This window comes from Viscerimonas tarda, assembly GCF_054601255.1.
The window spans coordinates 67279-87290 of record NZ_BAAHWV010000003.1 but is presented as its reverse complement, the minus strand read 5'-3'; the positions used below and the strand labels follow the sequence as shown (position 1 = coordinate 87290).

The following is a 20012-nucleotide window of genomic DNA, read 5'->3' as shown; positions in this document are numbered from 1 at the left end:
CATGAAACTGGTTTTTATCGGCGCAGGAAATCTGGCTACCAATCTGGCTTTGGAGCTAAAGAAACAGGCTGTCCCAATAGTGCAGATATACAGCCGGACAGTAGAATCGGCTACAATCTTGGCCGAAAAATCCGGATGCCCTGCCACCAACAAAGTGGAGGAAATTGTACCCGATGCCGATTTATACATCTTTTCGGTAAAAGACGATGCCCTGCCCGCTTTATTAAAGCAAATCCCTGCAAACAACGGGCTTTGGGTACATACTGCCGGAAGCGTTCCCATGCATGTTTTTGAAGGACACGTACCGAATTATGGCGTAGTGTATCCTTTCCAAACGTTCAGCAAAAGCAGGACTGTCGATTTCGGGGCTATTCCGTTTTTTATCGAAGCCAATACACCGGAAAATCTGGATAAGCTAAAATCCACATTCTCAAAACTATCCGGTAAGCAGATTGAATTATCGTCCGAAAAGCGGCGACAGGTACACCTGACGGGGGTGTTTGCCTGCAACTTTGTCAACCACCTGTACGCCATCTCGCAACAGTTGCTCGAAAAGGAAGGCATTCCGTTTGAGGTGGTCTTGCCCCTGATTGACGAAACAGCGGCAAAAGTACACGAAATGGCGCCCGAAAAAGCACAGACAGGCCCGGCAATCCGCTTCGACAAAACCGTGATGGATAAGCACTTGTCCCTGCTCACCGATTCCCGGGTGAAGGCGCTGTACCAATTAATCTCCGAAGATATTCACCATACAAACAATAAACAAAATGAGCTCGATAAACTATGACCTTAGCCAAATAAAATGTTTCATCTTCGACGTGGACGGCGTACTATCGCCCGATTCCATTCCGCTATCCGTCGAGGGCGACCCCATGCGCATGGTGAATATTAAAGACGGTTTCGCCATGAATCTGGCCTGCAAAAAAGGCTACGGAATGGCCATCATCACAGGAGGCGACACCGAAGCCGTAAGAAAACGTTTCACCCGCCTGGGTATCAAGCACGTATATATGAAATCGGCAGAAAAAATCCACGATTTCAAAGATTTTATCAGCAAAACAGGCTACAAGCCCGAAGAAATTATTTACGCAGGCGACGACCTGCCCGATTATCCGGTAATGAAGCTGGTCGGCCTGCCCGTAGCGCCCGCCGATGCAGCCCCCGAAATAAAACAAGCAGCCAGATACATCTCCCACAAAAAAGGCGGCGAAGGCGTTGCCCGCGATGTAATAGAGCAAGTGCTGAAGACGCAGGGGAACTGGTTGTGTGAGGAGGCTTTTGGGTGGTAGGGAATAATTGAAAGTAATTAATATGCTAATATCCAACATTTACAATTCCATCGTTACGTCATATATAATCACTATCTTTGCACCATAAAATATATATAATATGAAACCTAATTTATTTCTGTCTATTACGTTTTTAATTTTCGCAACATCTTTTGTTTCCTGTTCCAACGATGATGACAATACTCCCGACGATCCCATTGGAACTGTCTCGCTCAATATGATGAATGAAGACAACGGCATGACGGAACTTGGAAATTCTGATTTGTATATTAATAAGGCTAATAATTTTTACACTCTGTCCTGTTTGCTGTCAAGTCTTGGAAAAAAGAACGGATTGGGAAGCATATCAGATATTCTACTTACAGGCGGAACCAATACGGCAGCCGTAGAGCCGGGAAATGCCTATCAGATTTTCGATAAAGAAACAATACGAGAATTTCCTTCAGGTAAACTCGCACTTAATATTGCAGCAAACTATTATAATGTATATGTTGTTTCACAAATGAAACAAGAGAATACGGTTACAGGTGCAAATGTAAAATTCGTTCTTATGGATGTCCCTAAAAACGGTTTGCCTTCATTAAATACCAATATCGGAATACTGGACCATCTGAATGCCAATCAGTTCGAAATCACAATAGAATTGCCAACTTCAGATTTTGAATTTGAGCGTGCGTTTAATAATTTATTCAATGTATTTGAAGTTGAGAAAGAAGGAAATAAATTAATTGTAAAATTAGTTGAATATAGTCTGCCTCAGGATATTGTCTTCTATATACGCATCAAGGATAGTTATACCTGTGTTTATGGAAGAGTACAATAGAAAAGATTAAGAAGACAGTTTAACATTAAAATAATACATACTTTCCCTATCTCGTAAAATACCAGTCATTTTCGTTCGATAACCGGGGATTATAAAAATAGCCCCCGCTGTCAAACGCCTGCAAATAGGTTGGCTCCGTGATTTGATTCTCCGCAATAAACCGTAACATCAATCCTCGCGCTTGTTTGGCAAATAAACTGTTTGATACCAATTTCCCGTTTTTCTCCTGTTGGAATACCGGAGTAATGATGCGCGTTTGCTTGGGTAGCGCTTTCAAATCCAGCATTTTGAAATATTCAACAGACGCTAAATTGACCAGCAAACCGTCATTGTCTTTCAATAAACCGGCTACCGTAGCGGTCACTTTATTTTTCCAATAGCCGTATAAATCCGATATGAGTTTGCTGTTCATATCCAAACGGTAGGGTTTTATTTTATCCAAAGGTCGCAAAATGCCATACAAAGCAGACAAAATCCGAAGGTGTTTTTGCAGGAAAAGTAGCGATATTTCATCCAGTTCTTTCCCGTTTAATTTGCTGTAAGCATTTCCGCTATAGGCAAAAACAGCTTCCTTCTCAGGGGTGGACGGAAAGGTTTGAATAAACCAGTAAGTATCAAGGGCTATTTTGAGACTGGTCTTTTCTCTTTCTGCAATTTCATCTGCCCTGAATCCTGACAGCAAAGACATCAGATAACACGCTTCCTGCTGAAATTGTGGAAGCGTGGCATCCTTGCGAATTTCATTTGTCTTGAAATCAATGGATTTGGATGGCGAAAGAATAATAATCATACTGTTTGTTCTAAAAAGTTTAACCGGATACAAAAGTATAAATAGTTTCAAACAAAACAGATAACCGTATTTCTTCGGCTCACCAGCAAAACCCTGTGTTTAGCCCTCGAAATCATATACATATCAATAGAAAACAGGCTAAATCCCCCTCATAAATTGTCCGTAGTACATCCACCTGTTCATTCGTGTATCCCCTGCGGGGAAAAATGGCAAATTCTGATGCTAATTTTCTATTGATATGGATGTCCTACGGACAATCGTCGTAAAAATAAGTGTCGCCACCTGCGGGGCTTGGCAGGAAAATTTGACCGTCAATCCGCAGTCATGTTTCTCCTTGTTCCGTTAGGAACAAGGAGAAACATGACTTAAAATCTAATCTACCGTCATTGTGCGGAGCGTAGGAGGCGAATAAAATTCTTTCTGTTTAGATTATGCCTGAACACAGGGTTTTGCTGGCGAGGCTATAATATTCGGAAAATAGTTATAATAATAGAAACAAACAAGGGCTGTCTTACTGATACAGCCCTTTCTATATGCTTGGATATGCTACTTTTTACATGAAGCTACCCGGATATTTTTTCAACATATAAGTATAAGTTCCTGATATTGAGATGCTAATTTCTATCTTATCCGCTGCAACAATATCTACTGTCGGCTTAAAGCTTATTGTAACTTTCACTTTTCCATCCGCAGCCGCAAGTTGACCGTCGAATACCGGTTTCAAAGCTTTAGCGAATGTTACATTACCGGTACCGTAAGTAGTCGGAATAGTATCCAAAGGATTAACCTTTTCGGCAAAAACATAACTGCTTGGATAAGGTCTTAAATTAGCTGTGTCCTTAACAAAAGTACCTAAATTAAGGGGAGACTGGTTTCCTACTGTAATAGTGAAATCTTCAAGTAAAATTTTTTTAGAAGTTGAATGCACCAAATTGGCCACTCTAATAAAATTTTTGTTTGATGCGTTAAGCGTATTTTCAGGATACACCGATTTGCCGGGGACAAGATTATTAGCAATTTCTTCACCAACAAGAGATACCAAATCCAAATATACCGTCTCCGAAGCAAGTTGACCTGCTCTAATTGTATCCTTTGCAATAGGAATCTTATAAACATAACTTTTGGGGGTTATTACTTCTCTTTCGCCACTCTCTTCATCGTCGCCGCAAGATGTGAATGTAAATACCCCTCCCATTACGAGAAGTAATCCGAAAATTTTAATAAATGTTTTCATACATGTCTTAGTTTAATTTTGTTATTGTTTAATAGCAGCTACAAATATATCATATATTTTTTTATTTAGCACGTTTTCGCCGATTTTTTTTGTGTTCAATGTTCAAAAATTTCAGATTTCAGGGTTCAAAGTTCAAGGTTTCGGGTTAATGTGGGGGCAAGCCCTTGCGGTTGCCCGGTAGTGGTGTATGTGGTCGTGGCACGCCACGACCCTATTTTTTGTGTACAAACACCTAAATTTGGCGTCTCTAACTTGAATTTTAAACTTTGAACTTTGAACCTAAAAAAGCATATCCAAAAGCTGCAACATGCCGATGTTTGACGCTCCGGCAATATTCGCCTCCCTGTATTTGCCCAGCTGGTACTTCTTTGCCAGCAGTTTATTTTTTACTGCCGTGGCAATCCATACCGTTCCTACGGGCTTTTCTTCCGTTCCGCCACCGGGACCGGCAATGCCCGACACGGCAATGGCGCAATCGACATTGAGCAGTTTTTGAACACCCTTCGCCATTTCCAGCGCCACCTGTTCGCTAACAGCGCCCTGTTTTTCGATATTAACCGCCGAAACGTTCAGAACCCCCATTTTAACTTCGTTGGAATAGGAAACAACCCCACCCTTAAAATAGGCGGAGGCCCCCGGTATGGAGGTGATTAGATGGGCGATATTTCCGCCGGTGCAACTTTCGGCAAGGCCTATGGTCAGCCCTTTCTCGAGGAGGCGTTCTCCCAGAATTTTTTCGATGGAAATATCGTCTTCGGCTAAAATATCGTTGCCCAACAAGCCTTCCAGTTTTTCGACCTGGGACTCAAGTTCCGGCCTCCGGCTTTCGCCTTTCACAAACAAGCGGAGCTTCATCAGTTTGGGCGACGGCAGGTAGGCCAAGCCAAAACCTTCGGGCAGATTATCCTCAAAATCATTCAGATACGTTGCCAAAGCCGATTCGCTGTATCCGCTTACGATAAATACGCGGCTGACGTATGCCTCCGCATCGTACTTTTGCTGCAAACGGGGTATAATCTCCTTTTCCATGCCGTAGCGCATTTCGTAGGGCACACCCGGCATCGACACCAGGACTTTCCCATTCCGCTCGAACCAAGTGATGGGAGCTGTCCCTACCCTGTTTTGGATGACAAGCGAATCTTTTGGTACATAAGCCTGATTTCGGGTGAGTTCGTTCAGGTTTGCCCAATTCGATAGCGCCTGCTTAATATTTTCGAGCGCCGATTCGTCAAAAACAAGCTCTGTTCCGAAGTAATCGCACAAGGTTTTCTTGGTGATGTCGTCTTTGGTGGGGCCTATGCCTCCCGTCATCAAAATAACATCCGCCCGTCGAAACACATCGGTTATCGTATCTTTTATTTGCTGCGCATTATCTCCTATCGAAACCATTTCCTCAATTTCAAAACCTGTCTGCGTCATTTTTTTCGCCATCCAGGCCGAATTGGTATCAACAATCTGCCCGATAAGTATTTCGTCGCCAATAGTAATTATTGCTGCTTTCATTCTATTTAAGTAGCCCCTCCAACCTCCCCGCAGGGGAGGCTTTTGAGTCCCCCTACGGGGAATTTAGGGGGCTTTTTTCAGTTCCTGATACAGCCGTTGAACAGGCAGGCCCATAATATTAAAGTAGGAGCCCGACATGTATTCCACGGCAACATAGCCAATCCACTCCTGAATGCCGTACGAACCGGCTTTATCCAAGGGTTTGTAGTGGGAAACATAATAGTCTATTTCGCTCTCCTCAATGGTGGCAAAACGGACTTCCGATGTTACGGTAAAAGCGTTCTGTTTTTCCTTTGTCGTTAAACAAACTCCCGATATAACTTTGTGCGTTTTGCCCGACAATTCGCGCAACATTTGCTTGGCGTCTTCTTCATCAACCGGTTTCCCATAGATTTTTCCGTCCAATAGAACAATGGTATCTGCCGTAATTATCAGCGTCTTATCGTCTATCAGCAAATGAGTGTAGCCTTTGGCCTTCTTCTCGGCAATATACTGCGCCACCTTTTCCTTATCCATATCAGGGGGATACGATTCGTCAACATCGGGCAATACATGTACCTCATATTTCAGGCCCAGACCCGCTAAGAGTTCTTTTCTGCGTGGTGAATTCGAGGCCAGAATAATGTTGTAATCGAGATTCATCTTACCGCCTCTTTTATCCTGATAAGCCGCGTTAACAAGCCCTCCAGCTGGTCGAGAGGCAACATATTGGCGCCATCCGATTTTGCCACCGAAGGATTCGGATGTGTTTCGAGGAACAGGCCATCTACTCCAACGGCAATTCCGGCTTTGCAGATGGTTTCTATCAATTGCGGCTGCCCGCCGGTAACACCCGACGACTGATTCGGCTTCTGAAGGCAGTGAGTAGCATCCAAAATCACCGGAAATCCAAATTCCTGCATTTCGGGTATTCCTCTGAAATCGACCACCAAATCGCCGTACCCAAAAGATACGCCACGCTCGGTGATCATCACATTATTATTGCCCGAATCAATGACTTTTTGTGCGGCAAACTGCATCCCGTGAGGAGCCAGAAACTGCCCTTTTTTGATATTCACAATTTTCCCCGTTTGAGCGGCGGCAATCAACAAATCGGTCTGACGACAAAGAAAAGCCGGTATCTGCAAAACATCAACATATTCGGCAGCCAGCGCCGCCTCCGTAGTTTCGTGAATATCGGTAACGGTGGGAATATGAAAGGTTTCGCCTACTTTTCGCAATATCTTCAAGGCCTTTTCATCGCCTATGCCCGTAAACGAATCGACTCGCGAACGGTTTGCCTTGCGGTACGAACCCTTAAAAACATAGGGGATATTCAGCTTGGCTGTTATACCAATAATCTTCTCGGCAATGCGAAGAGCCATCTCCTCGCCCTCAATCACACAAGGGCCAGCCAAAAGAAAAAAGTTCTCATTTTTTAAATCGGAAATAGTCATATTTTAATTATGAGTTAATTATCTAAAACGAAGCTACAAAGTTAATTATTTATACGGTTATCCGCAATGTTTTTAAACACAGAGTTTATTGGGGCAGGCGGGGACTTGCAAGGTTATGCCAGCTAAAATGTGTAGTAAATACCGGAATATATTTCCAAGAAAATTTTGCCAGTTCAAAGAATATTTTGTTGTAATTTTGGCGTTTATGAAATAAAGTCGATGACAACGAAAATTTCTGAAAATAAAAAGAACGAAATCATTCTCTATCAGCCGGATAGTTCCGTACGATTGGAGGTGCGTGTGGAAGACGAAACGGTGTGGCTCACACAGTCGCAAATGGCAGAATTGTTTCAAACCACGAAACAAAATATCAGTTTGCATCTAAACAATGCTTTTAAAGAAGGTGAAATTGAAAAACTTTCAGTTGTCAAGGATTACTTGACAACTGCTTCTGACGGTAAAAATTATAACACAAAATACTATAATCTTGATGTAATAATTTCAGTAGGTTACCGAGTTAAGTCATTGTCCGGTGTACAATTCCGTAAATGGGCAACCAAAATCCTAAAAGAATATACTTTGCGTGGTTATGCTCTCAATCAACGGTTTGAGCATATTGACAATAAACTATTTCAGCACGAACAAAAATTATTGGAACACCAAAAACAGATTGATTTTTTTGTTCGGACAAGTTTGCCACCGGTTGAAGGAGTGTTTTACAACGGACAGATTTTTGATGCCTACAAATTTGTTTCGGATTTGATTGAAATGGGAAAAAAGGAAATCATTTTGATAGATAATTATATTGATGCCAGCGTTTTAGCATTACTCACAAAACGCAAAAAGGATGTAAAAGCAACAATCTTTACAGGCAATTTGAATAAAATACAACCGGATTTAAACAAACACAATGCCCAATATCCAAAGATTTTCATTGAAGAAAAGCCGAATATACACGACCGTTTTCTTTTGATAGACAACGACTTGTACCATATCGGCGCATCGCTGAAAGATTTAGGTAAAAAACTGTTTGCATTTTCAAAAATGGAAATGTCGGCAGCAGAATTATTGAAAAATATTTTAACTAACCGCCAAGCATAATTTTTACTACTTTTGCAAAAATTCTACTGATGGAAAGTTGTTTCAAAAAATACTTGCAAAAAAATAATTACGAAAAATTCGACATCCAAGCTGTTCTTTTCGATATGGACGGGGTGTTGTACGACTCGATGAAATACCATGCACAAGCTTGGTACCAAACCATGTCGGAATACAATCTGCCCTCCACGCCCGAAGAGTTCTACCTGCACGAAGGACGGACAGGCAGCAATACCATCAATCTGATTATCAGGCGCAACCTGAACAGGGACGCTACGGATGAGGAGAAAAAGACCATCTATAAACGAAAATCGCATCTTTTCAACACCTACAACAAGGGCGAAACAATTCCGTATGTGAAAGAGGTATTGAATGCCGTTAAGGAATCGGGACTGAAACGTATATTGGTAACAGGCTCGGGGCAAAAACAATTGTTGGACAACCTGAACACTAATTTTCCCGGCATCTTTCAGGAAGATTTAATGGTTACCGCCTACGATGTAAAGCATGGCAAACCACATCCCGAACCCTATTTAATGGGGCTGAAAAAAGGAGGAGAGCTCCGTCCCAATCAGGCCATTGTGGTAGAAAATGCCCCGATGGGCGTGGAATCGGCTGTTGCTGCCGGTCTGTTTACCATAGCAGTCAATACCGGCCCTTTAGCCGATAAAGCGCTGTGGGATGCCGGAGCAAACATCGTTTTGCCCTCCATGAAAGAATTAGTATCGCAATGGGACGAATACCGTAAAGAACTTGGAATCAACCGGTAATTTTCCCCCTAAAAGCGGTCGAATTGCCAAACTTTACATTTTTTATTACTAAAGTAATCGTAAATAGTTGCTATATTTCATACATTTGCTTGGTTATTTATGCTAAGAAACTATTTAAACAGTTTCTAATCAGCAGTTAAAATTGTTTTATTGAGAAATATACTTTATATGTTGACAAGGAGAAGCTTTACTTTCATAGTCTGTATTGTTTTTACAATATTCCCGGTACCAGGTCTCTTTGCCCAGTGCCCGGTTGGTGAATCCGGCGAGAGCGGCACGCCGACAAGCGACAGCGTAGAATCCACATACTCAACGATTTTGGTAGTCGATTCGTTGCAATCGACCGTTTCGCAAAACGATACAACCGCTACTTTTTTCCAGCGCGACAATTGCGGTTTGATTATTATACCAAGGCAATGGACGCCTTTAGATGCTCATTTTACTTTTCGCGATACCATGTTTTATAATCCGGCATTTTTACCTGTTATTTTCGACGGGCGGCTATTGCCCGACAACTTAAGCTTTCTGCCCGACAAATCGACAGAGAAAGGGCCTGCATACCATCTTGTTCCGCCCGATAGCACCTTCGCGCCCATGCTGGAGAAAAACAAGAGAATCGCCGAAATGAGGCGTAGCTATTATTCACGGACAGACAACATGAGAAAGCTGAAATACAGCCAGTCGATGTTTTCGGGAATAACCCCCATAGCGAAAGATAACATCCGGAAAAATATATTGCAGGAGCTTGTAAACATTGATGGCCCGGCAGGTCCAACAAGCCCAACCCTGCAAAAATATGTACCCAAACGCAGGTATTGGGTGCGGAACGGCGAGCATAAAATCGAAATTGCACAAAACCATATATCCGACAACTGGAGCAAAGGTGGCGCCAGCAGTTATTATGTGCAGAGCTACCAAAAGTTGCTGTTGAATTATACCCGTAACAAAATTACATTCAACAACACCATTGAGTGGCGCCTCGGTTTTCAGAGCACATCGGGAGATACGCTCCGCGACATACGGGTCAATACCGATAACTTCCGCTATTATGGCGTGTTTGGCTACAAAGCCTACGATAACTGGTCGTATTCGGCAACGCTGGAAACCATTACCCAGCTTTTCAACAGCTACAAAGAAAACGAAAAGAAACGAAGAAGCGCGTTATTCTCTCCGCTTGATGTAAACGTCGGTCTTGGTATGAGTTACAACCTGAACAAAACCTACAAAAACAACCTGACAAAAAAAGTGAAACTATCGTTGAACCTGGCGCCCTTATCCATGAACTTCAGGTATGTGATGGATGACAAGGTTGACGAAACAAGTTTCAAGCTCAAAAAGGGGCTTGATACAAAAACAAGTTGGGGTTCGCTAGTCAACGCCGACCTCAGCTACAACTTCAACGGTTACACCACATGGACCTCCCGTTTCAAATACCTCACCGACTATGGGAGCGTAGTCTCGGAATTTGAAAACCGATTAGACTTTGCTATAAACCGCTATTTTTCAACAAGTTTCTACCTGTATACCCGATACGATGAGAACTCGAAAAAGGACAAGAAACTAAAATACTTTCAATTCAACGAACTGTTGAGCTTTGGGTTGAATTATAAGTGGTGATAGGGAAATGAAAGTGATATAAAATTGATATGGAAGATTTAAATAAAATAAATGGAGAACAAGTAATTGACAACGAAGACTCTTCGTCTGGAAAGGAATCTATTACCCATCCGTTTAATCCTAACGAAATAGAGATTGAAACGCCGCCTTATACGGTGGGTTATTTAATTGACCGTATTGAGCATGACGAAATAAATATGAATACAGACTTCCAGCGCGAAGGTAACTTGTGGACACCAGAGAAACAAAGCAGACTTATTGAGTCAATTTTATTAGGGCTACCTTTGCCTGCGTTTTATTTCGATACAGCAAATAAACAATGGGATATTATTGATGGCTTACAACGTTGTTGCTCTATTGAAAATTTTTGTATTAAAAAAAAATTACGTTTAACTGGCTTAGAATTTTTGGGTGAAAAGGACGACAAACCATATTTGGAAGGTTTAGGTTTTGACGATTTGGATAGAACACTGCAACGCAGTATTATTATGCGTCCAATTACGGTAAATCTTATAAAGAAAGCTCCTCGCAATATTCGTTTTATCTTATTTAAACGCTTAAATACGGGAGGGCTTGAGTTAACTCCTCAGGAAATTCGGAATGCTGTTTATCAGGGGAAAGCAGCAGATACTATAAAACAATTAGCTCAGTTAAATGATTTTTTGGAAGCGACCGATAGAGGAATACCAACAAATAGGATGCAAGACCGCGATTTTATTAGTCGTTTCATTGCCTTTTATTTGATTGAGTACACTAATTATGTACCCGGATTAGATGATTTTATCAACTCAAGTATGAGTATTCTGGAAAAATTCGATGTCCAACTTATTGAATCACGGTTTAAGAAGGCATTACAATTAGCCATTGATATTTTTGGCAATGACGCTTTTCGCAAACGAACTTCCGAATTAGATTATCGCAACCCGATCAATAAAGCATATTTTGAAGTCATAACGGTTAACTTTTCAAAGTTAACTGCTGAAGAAGAAACACGACTCCGAAAAAACAGTAAATTATTAAAAGAAAATTTAATTGAACTAATGAAAAGTGAACGTTACAGTAATGCACTGTCAAGAGGTACTGGGACAAAAGATAGTGTAACTATTCGTTTTTCATGGTTTGAACAAGTATTAGATAAAAGCATTAATGGTCTTAAAATAAAGGTATCCCATGATAACAAAATTGAAAATAGAATATTTTAAATCGCATTGCAGCACCAATTTATCAACAGGAGCATTAACCGTTTTGACCGGCATGAATAGTTCTGGAAAATCGAGTGTATTGCAGGCTCTACTTTTGCTTAGGCAAAGTTTCAAAAAAGGACGTTTGAGTACCGGTCTAGACTTGAATGCCCCACTTTGTGATATAGGGAAAGGACGTGATGCTCTTTATCGTTTTGCAAACGAGAGTGAAATCATAACTTTTTCATTGGAAGTAAATAATGAAACCAACTACAACTTTCATTTCAATGCAAGAAATCGCTATGAAGATACTTTTTTACCTCAAGAGAATCCAATGATTTTTGAGCCATCTTTGCTTCAGTTAGCATTGTTTACCAATAAATTTCAATATCTTAGTTCAGCACGTTGGGCAAATATAAACCTCTATCCCATGGATACTTACGCTGTCGAAACAGAAAAGCAACTTTCCTTAAATTATGGACAAGGCGAACTTGTTGCACATTTTTTAGAATATTATGGAGAGAATAGAAATTTCGATATCCAATCGGACTTGGTACTCCATCCGAGCAGTTTAAGCAAAAAACTGTTAGCACAAACCATTGCATGGGAAAGAGAGATTAGTCCTAGAATAACCATGAATCCAGAAAGAATAGCAGATAAAGTAACCATTGAATATGGCTATAAAGGGGTTGGAGAAAATCTACCCACAAATAATCTGCAGCCCAAAAATATAGGCTTTGGTATTTCTTATTCTCTTTCCATAGTGGTAGCATTGCTCTCCGCTGAACAAGGAAGTTTACTGCTCATAGAAAATCCAGAAGCTCACCTGCACCCTCGCGGACAATCGAAATTGGCCGAACTCATTACGTTAGCAGCACAAAGCGGAGTACAAATTATACTGGAAACGCATAGCGACCATATATTCAATGGAATTCGCAGAGCCATAGCCGCAAATAAAATTGAAAAAGAAAAAGTAAAAATACACTTCCTGGAATTGGACGAAAAAAATGCCTCTACCGGAACAGAAATTCGATTATCCAATAGTGGTCGTGTTTTAAACTCTAAAAAGGGGCTTTTCGACCAATTCGATGATGATTTAGATATACTATTAGGGTTATAAAATGGAAATTCTTATTAACGAACTATCACTAATTGGACAATTTACAACGGCTGAACAGTTTGTAAAGGATGCTTTATTGCCATTAAGTTCATTGCTTAAAGAAATTGATACCACCAGTAACTTACTTTATAAAAAGCAAGATTTGTGGTCATATCCGGTTACAGCAAGTAACACTTTACATGATATTTTGATTAAACGAGGCTCAGATGAAGTAACACGTTTCAAATCTCTACTTTCTAACTTAATAAATGATCCTTATTGGGAATCAGTACAAGAACACTCTGTTGAAATAATATATATATGCAATGGTAGAACTGTAACAGGTTATTCACTTGCTGAAGCTTGCGAAAGGGATAAAATAGTAATTTCTTTTGTCGAATCTATATATTCTACCTCTACACTACAAGTTATTAAAGGAATAGACGAAATAGAACTTAACAATTTATTTGCCAAAGAAGATTATATTGAACTCTCGTTTCGACGCAGAATAATTCCATACGCTGAGTATTTTGAATGGAATTTTGCCAATGGTAGATGCTCTTTATTAGATAACACAGAACGTTTTAGTAGAACTCATGAAAATCGGCAGGGACAGGTTGTTTATAAAGAAATTGATACAGGCAAATTTTGGTATTTAGATAATCTCCATAGAGATCACTATGAAGTATTCGATTCAGATAGAAAACATATTGGGATTGCCAATCTGCAAGGAACCATAGACACAACAAGACGAGTTAATGGAAGAACATTATAAATTTACAATTTAAACTTCGCACCTTCACGTTTAAACTATCATCAAATTTACTAATTTGCAGTATCAAAACGGCGTAACACTATTATCGCCCTGAGACAAAATACGCGAATTGGCATCGGAATCGGCTCCTTGTCCTATTTTGGAGATGTAGTGAGCGCCGCTCCGGTTGTAATCGTCGTCAATATTCTGGAAACGGGCAAATTCACTTTTAAACCGCAACATAATATCGCCGGTGGCGCCATTGCGGTGCTTTGCAATAATTATCTCGGCCAAACCAACCAGCGAGTTGCCTTTTTCATCCTCCAATATTTTGTAGTATTCGGGACGGTGGATAAAGCACACCATATCGGCGTCCTGTTCGATGGCTCCCGATTCGCGCAAATCCGACAGCTGGGGACGCTTGCCCTCCACACCTGTACGGCCTTCAACACCACGATTCAACTGCGAAAGCGCTATGATGGGGATATTCAGTTCTTTTGCCAAGCCTTTCAGCGAGCGCGAAATCATGCTGACCTCCTGCTCGCGGCTTCCGTAATTCATTCCGCTGGCATTCATCAATTGCAGGTAGTCGATGATGATGATTTTCACGCCATGTTCGCGAACCAAACGCCGCGCTTTTGTCCTTAGCTCGAACACCGACAAGCTCGGCGTATCGTCGATATACAAGGGTGCATCGTACAATTCCTTGATTTTGAAGTCCAGTTGTTCCCATTCGTAGGGCAGCAGTTGTCCGTTCTTTATTTTCTCGCCCGGTATTTCGCAGGTATTCACAATCAGGCGGTTCACCAACTGCACATTCGACATTTCGAGCGAAAACAGCGCTACCGGAAAGCCATAACTAACCGTCATATTTTTGGCCATGGAAAGCACAAAGGCCGTTTTCCCCATCGCCGGACGCGCCGCAACAATAACCAGATCGGAGTTCTGCCAACCCGATGTTATTTTGTCCAAGGCCGTATAGCCTGTCTGCAAACCACTCAGCCCTTCGGGGCGATTCGCCGCTATGTTCAACAAGTCCAAGGCCTCTTTTATAATGGGATTTATCTGGGTTACATCTTTCTTTACATTTCGCTGCGAAATCTCGAACAGTTTGCTTTCCGCCTCCTGCATCAAATCATCCACATCCGCTGTTTCGTCAAAGGCCTTATTGGTGATGCCCGACGAAAACGAAATCAACTCGCGGGCAAGGTATTTTTGGGCAATAATACGCGCGTGAAAGTCGATATGAGCCGCTGAAGCCACTTTTTCGGTCAATTGCGCCACGTAAGTCGCACCTCCGACAGTTTCCAACTCGCCTTCTTTCCTGAGTTCCTCAATAACGGTCAGCATATCTATCGGCGCTTGCCTGATAGCCAGACTAACAATAGCCCGATAAATCAACTGGTGAATGTCATCGTAAAAACTTTCGGGTTTAAGAATATCACTGACAACCGAATACGCATCTTTTTCGAGCATCAAAGCGCCGAGTACCGCTTCTTCCAGTTCCCGTGCCTGTGGTTGAATTTTACCTATATCCGGCAATGAAGCCTCTTTATTCCGTGGTTTCCGTTGATTTTTCTTGCTGCTATCTTCCATATTTACAATTTTCAGAACACCAAAGATACACCTCTTTTGGCATTTAAGAGAGGCTATTCAAAAATATAGTTACTAACAAGTTTTTGAACAGATTTAAGTGTTTTGAACAAGTAAATTACAAACATTTTCAACAAATCTATGGATTATACGCCGAGCCCTTTAGTAGCGACTGGGAGTCGGTGGCCAGTAGCTGGCTCAATGGCACATTATTCTTTGAGACATAGGCGCTTACAATCCTCCAGCCGACCCATGCCCCTGCCCTGCCGGGCGAATCGGTGGTGAGTGTTGCCGTGTAGGGCGCATCGTTTATATATTTGCCAATCAGCAAGCGATCCTGATTATACAGGTGGTTCGATTTGACAATCGTTTGCCATATTTTCTGTTCATTGTCGTTGCACCAATTTTCCTGCTCTCCGGTATAAGCAATCAGGTCGTTAAACCTCCAATCCGGCAGCAATTTCGACAGGGCATACAACAGCTTTCCCTCGTTAATCATCTCGTCCAACAAGTTGGGATTCTTCTTTGTAGCCAGCATATCCGACAGCAGCCAAGCTTTAAGGTAATCCCTCGAAATCAATTCCGGTTGCATCTGAATAAGCTGGTAAGGCTCAAAAAATTGCTTGTAAGCAGGATAATCGCTCCCCAAATATTTATCCGCCGAAACCGAAATAATCCCATCAAGCGCCATCACGTTTTCCTTGAAACCCGAAACATGCAGGTAGAAAGCGGGCAACTGCTTGCCGGCAAATTCGGCAGCGACAAAATTATTGGCCGTCAGCAGTTCCTGTTCGTAAACGCTGACATTTTCAAAGGTTTTCAGGGCGTCATCGTATATTTTCGCCAGCATTTCGTTCGAGAAGTAGGTCTTCAGGCGGGTGTAAAATTCGGGTTTGTAGGCATCTGAGTTATTGATGGTTATCCGTCCAAAAGCAGGCAGAAATCCGGCATATCTTGCTTGCAGATTCTTCTGATTTTCGGGTGAAGGATTTTGCAAATAAGCGTGAAACTCCTTATCGAACCGCTGAATAGCAATTGCCGGTTGCAGTTCCTTAGCAAAACCAGCCGGATTGTTGTTCTGACCGGAACAACCGCTCGCCAATAAAAGGAAAGATAATAAACAGATACCGTATTTCATAAGAATTTAATTAGCAAATTAGCAAATGTGAAAAGAGGCTGTCTCAAAAGTCTGTCATCCCGTGCTTGACACGGGATCTCCCAAGTAAACGAGCAATGATTCTCAGGAGATTGCGGGTCGAAGCCCGCAATGACAACCTCAGAAAAAGACTTATGAGACAGCCCATTTTCCAATTTACTAATTAATGTTCTGCAAATTTATATTTATTATGTGAGAAAAGAGGCAATTTAGGCTGATGTTTTGGAAAGCACAAGTTAAATTAGATGGGTATTAAAGTATTTTGATTGCTTTTGTTGCAATTTCAAGTATCAAAGCGTTGGGCTTGGATGAACATGTTGAATTAGCGAAAGCGTTTTAAGATATTACTTTGCTTTAGAAAATCGCCAATTTTCAAAACCGAACAAAGTGATAGACAGCAAATGCTTGCGTTCTGTTTGTATGTAACTAATTTATATACAGATAAGAGCGCAGGTTCTGTTGTTTATTTGTTCGGTGGGTGTTTGGCGATACCTCTAAAGCAAATAAAACATTAAACAGTTCCTGCGCTTTTTATTTTATAAATTTCTCTGAGGGAGCGAGGGAAAGGTAAAACAAACAATCAAATGAAAAATTTAAAAATCTTACCAATTGTAATTATCGGTTTAATGGTATCGTGCGGACAAAAAACAACGGAGAATGCAGATACACAAGATGATAATCAACAACAATCAGAGGTGATTGAGGGAAAACAATCAGAGGCTATTGAGAAAAAGGGATTGTCTCCTATAAACACAAATGGCTCTGATGAACCTTTTGTAATAAATGCATGCTGTTGATATTACCTTGGAGGTTGTGGCAATTGTAGAAGAATAATCGCAAAATTTCAAAAACCTAATTTCCACCTAATTCAAAATAGACAAAACAACCTCAGTAGCGCTGTGTTATACCCCCCCACAACCTAATTACCTAATTAATCGCGCATTTTGCATTGCCAGAATTTGAGATAATATAAATGATGTAATGAGGTTGTTTTATGGTGTTTAACCAACTGATACTGAGGTTATTTTGTAAGAGGAAATCAGGTAAAAATCAGGTTGTGCAACAGGCGCTGCAAGTCCGCACCGGCTGATTATGGTCGTGGCGTGCCACGACAATTCCTCCGTGAAAATTCCTCCGTGTCCCTCCATGTTTTTATTAGCGAAAACCCCTTCATTTCTTCCCAATATATTTTCGATTATTGGCAAATAATGCTACATTTGTACGATAACTTAATTGATTATTTGTGTATGCTTAACACAAAAAAAACGGTGTATGTAATTATAAATCCTATTTCGGGGACTTCTTCCAAGCAGAATGTTCCCGAACGGATTGCTGCAGAATTGGATGCTGACGGATTCAATATACACATCTTTTTTACCGAGTATGCCGGTCATGGCGCCGAAATAACTCGTCGGGCTATCAATAACAAGGTCGATTATGTGATTGCGGTTGGCGGCGATGGCACGGTAAACGAGGTGGCGCGCACGCTGATTGATTCGGATACGGCTTTGGCAATTATCCCCTCGGGTTCGGGCAACGGACTGGCGCGCGATTTGCAGATACCCGTTTCGGTAACTAAGGCGCTGAAAATAATTAAGGAAGAGAACGTCATAAAAATAGATTATGGCATTGCCAACGGACATATTTTTTTCTGTACCTGCGGCATGGGATTCGATGCGCTGGTTAGCCAGCGGGTGGCGAACGAGAAAAAAAGAGGCTCGCTGATGTACCTCAAAAGTATTTTGGAAGCTTATGTAGAACAGATTCCCGAAACCTACGAAATCATTTATCAGGAGGGGACAATTAAGAGTAAAGCCTTTGTTGTTAATTGTGCCAACACCTCCCAGTACGGCTACAACGCCTATATTGCGCCACATGCAAACATTCAGGACGGCTTGATGAACATCTCCATCCTGAAACCGCTCACTATTCTCGACGCTTCACAAACCGCGATACAATTGTTCGCAAAAAGCATCAACCTCAACAAAAAATTAATCCAGCTTCTGGTTGAGGAAGTTACCATAATCAGGGAAAAAGAGGGTATTATCCACGTCGATGGCGATCCGATTCACACCGGAAAAGAGCTGAGGGTAAAGATTATTCCCAAGGGACTGAAAGTGTTGGTTCCGGCTAATCCGCCTAAAGAAAAACCCGATCCGCTGGAGGTATTGTCCAGCATTCTGGCTCGCTGGATATAAACCTTAGCCTATGGCATCCTTTCCAAAGGACAGGGGCAACAGGTCTTTTATGGATTCCACTTCATAAATTTTATTCTTTCCACACATGATGATGCGGATAGCTTTGCCGTATCTTGCTTCTATTTCGGCAAAAACCTGCCGACACGAACCACAGGGGGTGCAAACGTCCTCGGTATATTCGCCTTTGTTGAATGCAGCTATGGCTACGGCCACAACCGGAGAGTCGGGGTAGTGTGCATTGGCGTAGAACAGCGCGGTACGTTCGGCGCATAATCCAGACGGATAAGCGGCATTTTCCTGATTGCTTCCGTTAACAATCTCCCCGTTTTCGAGCAAAACAGCGGCTCCTACATGGTAACCCGAATAGGGGGCGTAGGCTGTCTGAGTGGCATTCCGGGCGCTTTCGATCAGCTCTTTTTGCAGGGCATCGCATTCGTCTAACGAATAAACTTTTATTCTTGAAACGACATCTATATTCTTCATACTGCTAAAATGTTTATATTTGCACAATCAAAGGTAAGAAAATTAGTTATGAAACAAAATAGCGCTATGGTTAAGAAACATTCATTAATACTTATTATAGTTCTGCACGCGGTTTCGTTAGGCGCCGTTTATGCCCAGGTGAGAATAAATAAAGCCTACGAGGAATATGTAAGAAACCACAAAGATATGGCTATCAAGCACATGGATAAGTATAAAATTCCGGCCAGTATCACGCTGGGACAGGGACTTTTGGAGTCGGGAGCAGGCAAAGGCGATTTGGTAGTGCGCGCCAACAATCATTTTGGAATAAAATGCGGCGGCGACTGGAAAGGCCCCAGCGTGAGAGCAAAAGATGACGGGCCGAATGATTGCTTCCGTAAATATGGTAAAACCGAAGATTCGTTTGAGGATCATTCGTTGTTCCTTAGCGGTAAAACACGGTATATCGCCTTGTTCACCCTCGAGATTACCGACTACAAAGGCTGGGCGAGAGGGCTTCAGAAGGCGGGTTATGCCACCGACAAAGCCTATGCCAACAAGCTGATAAAATTGATTGAAGACTATGAACTCTACCGCTACGACACAAAAAATAAACGAGCGAGAAACGAAAAAGAAGTAGCAAAACCGGTTGATTATAAGCTTAATAAACACACACCCTACAAAACATTCGGATTGGTGTATGTAATAGCACAAGCCAATGACAGTTACGAAGCCATTGCTGCCGAGTTTGATTTCAAGCCGAAAGATTTGTACAAATACAACGAAGTCCCCGAGGGCTTCCCCGTTCAACCGGGCGATTTGATTTATTTCCAGAAAAAGAAGAAAAAAGCCGACAAACCCTACTACGAGCACATAGTAAAAATAGGCGAATCAATGCACAGCATCTCCCAACTCTACGGAATACGGGTAGGGAATCTCTACAAAATGAATAAAAGAGATTATGAATATGTGCCTACCGAATGGGATGTGCTGAGGCTGAGGTAATTAA

General features: G+C 41.7%; 20 protein-coding genes. 12 read left to right on the top strand and 8 right to left on the bottom strand.

Translation table 11 applies throughout. The features are described from left to right. Position 1: 1 nt before the first annotated feature. The 3 genes from ACYPWY_RS02050 (at position 2) to ACYPWY_RS02040 (ending at position 2112) form a co-directional block, all read left to right on the top strand. Positions 2-787 carry a Rossmann-like and DUF2520 domain-containing protein gene (locus ACYPWY_RS02050; protein ID WP_459683758.1) on the top strand — a complete coding sequence of 262 codons (786 nt, stop codon included), beginning with the start codon at positions 2-4 and terminating at the stop codon, positions 785-787. After that, the gene (locus tag ACYPWY_RS02045) at positions 768-1289 is read left to right on the top strand and encodes a KdsC family phosphatase (protein ID WP_459683756.1); all 522 of its coding nucleotides are present in this window, start codon (positions 768-770) and stop codon (positions 1287-1289) included. The genes ACYPWY_RS02050 and ACYPWY_RS02045 overlap by 20 nt, the downstream gene beginning before the upstream one ends. 100 nt (positions 1290-1389) lie before the next feature. Then, on the top strand, positions 1390-2112 hold the full coding sequence (locus ACYPWY_RS02040; protein ID WP_459683754.1) for a DUF5036 family protein: 723 nt from the start codon (positions 1390-1392) through the stop codon (positions 2110-2112). A gap of 46 nt (positions 2113-2158) precedes the next feature. Here the strand turns inward: ACYPWY_RS02040 and ACYPWY_RS02035 are convergent, their stop codons facing one another. From ACYPWY_RS02035 to kdsA, 5 genes are all read right to left on the bottom strand, one after another. Beyond that, positions 2159-2902: a YaaA family protein gene (locus tag ACYPWY_RS02035; protein ID WP_459683753.1), complete on the bottom strand. Its 744-nt coding sequence runs from the start codon at positions 2900-2902 to the stop codon at positions 2159-2161. Between the two features lie 553 nt (positions 2903-3455). Continuing rightward, complete coding sequence (locus ACYPWY_RS02030; RefSeq protein WP_459683751.1) at positions 3456-4136, bottom strand: hypothetical protein; 681 nt, start codon at positions 4134-4136, stop codon at positions 3456-3458. 279 nt (positions 4137-4415) lie between these two features. Beyond that, positions 4416-5639: a CinA family nicotinamide mononucleotide deamidase-related protein gene (locus ACYPWY_RS02025; RefSeq protein WP_459683749.1), complete on the bottom strand. Its 1224-nt coding sequence runs from the start codon at positions 5637-5639 to the stop codon at positions 4416-4418. 63 nt (positions 5640-5702) lie between these two features. After that, entirely contained in the window at positions 5703-6281 is a 579-nt protein-coding gene (locus ACYPWY_RS02020; RefSeq protein ID WP_459683748.1) for a Maf-like protein, read from the bottom strand. Further along, positions 6278-7075, bottom strand: coding sequence for a 3-deoxy-8-phosphooctulonate synthase (kdsA, locus tag ACYPWY_RS02015; protein ID WP_459683747.1), 798 nt, complete (start codon positions 7073-7075; stop codon positions 6278-6280). Before kdsA ends, ACYPWY_RS02020 begins: the two co-directional genes overlap by 4 nt. A 219-nt stretch (positions 7076-7294) precedes the next feature. Here kdsA and ACYPWY_RS02010 point away from each other — a divergent pair, with 219 nt between their 5' ends. From ACYPWY_RS02010 to ACYPWY_RS01985, 6 genes are all read left to right on the top strand, one after another. Further along, positions 7295-8176, top strand: a complete 882-nt coding sequence (locus ACYPWY_RS02010; RefSeq protein WP_459683746.1) for a virulence RhuM family protein — start codon at positions 7295-7297, stop codon at positions 8174-8176. A gap of 26 nt (positions 8177-8202) precedes the next feature. After that, entirely contained in the window at positions 8203-8943 is a 741-nt protein-coding gene (locus tag ACYPWY_RS02005; RefSeq protein ID WP_459683839.1) for an HAD family hydrolase, read from the top strand. 150 nt (positions 8944-9093) lie between these two features. Further along, on the top strand, positions 9094-10560 hold the full coding sequence (locus tag ACYPWY_RS02000; RefSeq protein ID WP_459683744.1) for a DUF3078 domain-containing protein: 1467 nt from the start codon (positions 9094-9096) through the stop codon (positions 10558-10560). A 29-nt stretch (positions 10561-10589) separates the two neighbouring features. After that, complete coding sequence (locus tag ACYPWY_RS01995; protein WP_459683742.1) at positions 10590-11762, top strand: DUF262 domain-containing protein; 1173 nt, start codon at positions 10590-10592, stop codon at positions 11760-11762. Beyond that, complete coding sequence (locus tag ACYPWY_RS01990) at positions 11731-12861, top strand: AAA family ATPase (RefSeq protein ID WP_459683740.1); 1131 nt, start codon at positions 11731-11733, stop codon at positions 12859-12861. The genes ACYPWY_RS01995 and ACYPWY_RS01990 overlap by 32 nt, the downstream gene beginning before the upstream one ends. Position 12862: 1 nt before the next feature. Further along, entirely contained in the window at positions 12863-13615 is a 753-nt protein-coding gene (locus tag ACYPWY_RS01985) for a hypothetical protein (protein WP_459683738.1), read from the top strand. Positions 13616-13678: 63 nt separating this feature from the next. Here the strand turns inward: ACYPWY_RS01985 and dnaB are convergent, their stop codons facing one another. Beyond that, positions 13679-15190, bottom strand: a complete 1512-nt coding sequence (gene dnaB, locus ACYPWY_RS01980) for a replicative DNA helicase (RefSeq protein WP_459683736.1) — start codon at positions 15188-15190, stop codon at positions 13679-13681. 136 nt (positions 15191-15326) lie between these two features. Then, entirely contained in the window at positions 15327-16325 is a 999-nt protein-coding gene (gene gldB, locus ACYPWY_RS01975) for a gliding motility lipoprotein GldB (RefSeq protein WP_459683735.1), read from the bottom strand. Between the two features lie 602 nt (positions 16326-16927). Between gldB and ACYPWY_RS01970 the strand changes: the two genes are divergently transcribed. Together ACYPWY_RS01970 and ACYPWY_RS01965 are read left to right on the top strand one after the other, a co-directional pair. After that, positions 16928-17140: a hypothetical protein gene (locus tag ACYPWY_RS01970; RefSeq protein WP_459683733.1), complete on the top strand. Its 213-nt coding sequence runs from the start codon at positions 16928-16930 to the stop codon at positions 17138-17140. A 450-nt stretch (positions 17141-17590) separates the two neighbouring features. Then, positions 17591-18541, top strand: a complete 951-nt coding sequence (locus tag ACYPWY_RS01965; protein WP_459683732.1) for a diacylglycerol/lipid kinase family protein — start codon at positions 17591-17593, stop codon at positions 18539-18541. A 3-nt stretch (positions 18542-18544) separates the two neighbouring features. Here the strand turns inward: ACYPWY_RS01965 and cdd are convergent, their stop codons facing one another. Beyond that, positions 18545-19024: a cytidine deaminase gene (gene cdd / locus ACYPWY_RS01960; protein ID WP_459683730.1), complete on the bottom strand. Its 480-nt coding sequence runs from the start codon at positions 19022-19024 to the stop codon at positions 18545-18547. Positions 19025-19072: 48 nt separating this feature from the next. On the opposite strand from cdd, the gene ACYPWY_RS01955 reads away from it, so the two are divergent. Continuing rightward, positions 19073-20008 carry a glucosaminidase domain-containing protein gene (locus ACYPWY_RS01955; protein ID WP_459683729.1) on the top strand — a complete coding sequence of 312 codons (936 nt, stop codon included), beginning with the start codon at positions 19073-19075 and terminating at the stop codon, positions 20006-20008. Positions 20009-20012: the final 4 nt, after the last annotated feature.

Excerpts from the sequence above, each read along its gene's own strand:
- ACYPWY_RS01965 (WP_459683732.1), top strand. The coding sequence starts at position 17,591 with ATGCTTAACACAAAAAAAACGGTGTATGTAATTATAAATCCTATTTCG.
- ACYPWY_RS02045 (WP_459683756.1), top strand. The coding sequence starts at position 768 with ATGAGCTCGATAAACTATGACCTTAGCCAAATAAAATGTTTCATCTTC.
- ACYPWY_RS01995 (WP_459683742.1), top strand. The coding sequence starts at position 10,590 with ATGGAAGATTTAAATAAAATAAATGGAGAACAAGTAATTGACAACGAA.
- ACYPWY_RS01955 (WP_459683729.1), top strand. The coding sequence starts at position 19,073 with ATGAAACAAAATAGCGCTATGGTTAAGAAACATTCATTAATACTTATT.
- ACYPWY_RS01990 (WP_459683740.1), top strand. The coding sequence starts at position 11,731 with ATGATAACAAAATTGAAAATAGAATATTTTAAATCGCATTGCAGCACC.
- ACYPWY_RS02030 (WP_459683751.1), bottom strand. The coding sequence starts at position 4,136 with ATGAAAACATTTATTAAAATTTTCGGATTACTTCTCGTAATGGGAGGG.
- gldB (WP_459683735.1), bottom strand. The coding sequence starts at position 16,325 with ATGAAATACGGTATCTGTTTATTATCTTTCCTTTTATTGGCGAGCGGT.
- ACYPWY_RS02035 (WP_459683753.1), bottom strand. The coding sequence starts at position 2,902 with ATGATTATTATTCTTTCGCCATCCAAATCCATTGATTTCAAGACAAAT.
- ACYPWY_RS02020 (WP_459683748.1), bottom strand. The coding sequence starts at position 6,281 with ATGAATCTCGATTACAACATTATTCTGGCCTCGAATTCACCACGCAGA.
- kdsA (WP_459683747.1), bottom strand. The coding sequence starts at position 7,075 with ATGACTATTTCCGATTTAAAAAATGAGAACTTTTTTCTTTTGGCTGGC.
- ACYPWY_RS02010 (WP_459683746.1), top strand. The coding sequence starts at position 7,295 with ATGACAACGAAAATTTCTGAAAATAAAAAGAACGAAATCATTCTCTAT.
- dnaB (WP_459683736.1), bottom strand. The coding sequence starts at position 15,190 with ATGGAAGATAGCAGCAAGAAAAATCAACGGAAACCACGGAATAAAGAG.
- ACYPWY_RS02050 (WP_459683758.1), top strand. The coding sequence starts at position 2 with ATGAAACTGGTTTTTATCGGCGCAGGAAATCTGGCTACCAATCTGGCT.
- ACYPWY_RS02040 (WP_459683754.1), top strand. The coding sequence starts at position 1,390 with ATGAAACCTAATTTATTTCTGTCTATTACGTTTTTAATTTTCGCAACA.
- ACYPWY_RS02025 (WP_459683749.1), bottom strand. The coding sequence starts at position 5,639 with ATGAAAGCAGCAATAATTACTATTGGCGACGAAATACTTATCGGGCAG.
- ACYPWY_RS01985 (WP_459683738.1), top strand. The coding sequence starts at position 12,863 with ATGGAAATTCTTATTAACGAACTATCACTAATTGGACAATTTACAACG.
- cdd (WP_459683730.1), bottom strand. The coding sequence starts at position 19,024 with ATGAAGAATATAGATGTCGTTTCAAGAATAAAAGTTTATTCGTTAGAC.
- ACYPWY_RS01970 (WP_459683733.1), top strand. The coding sequence starts at position 16,928 with ATGAAAAATTTAAAAATCTTACCAATTGTAATTATCGGTTTAATGGTA.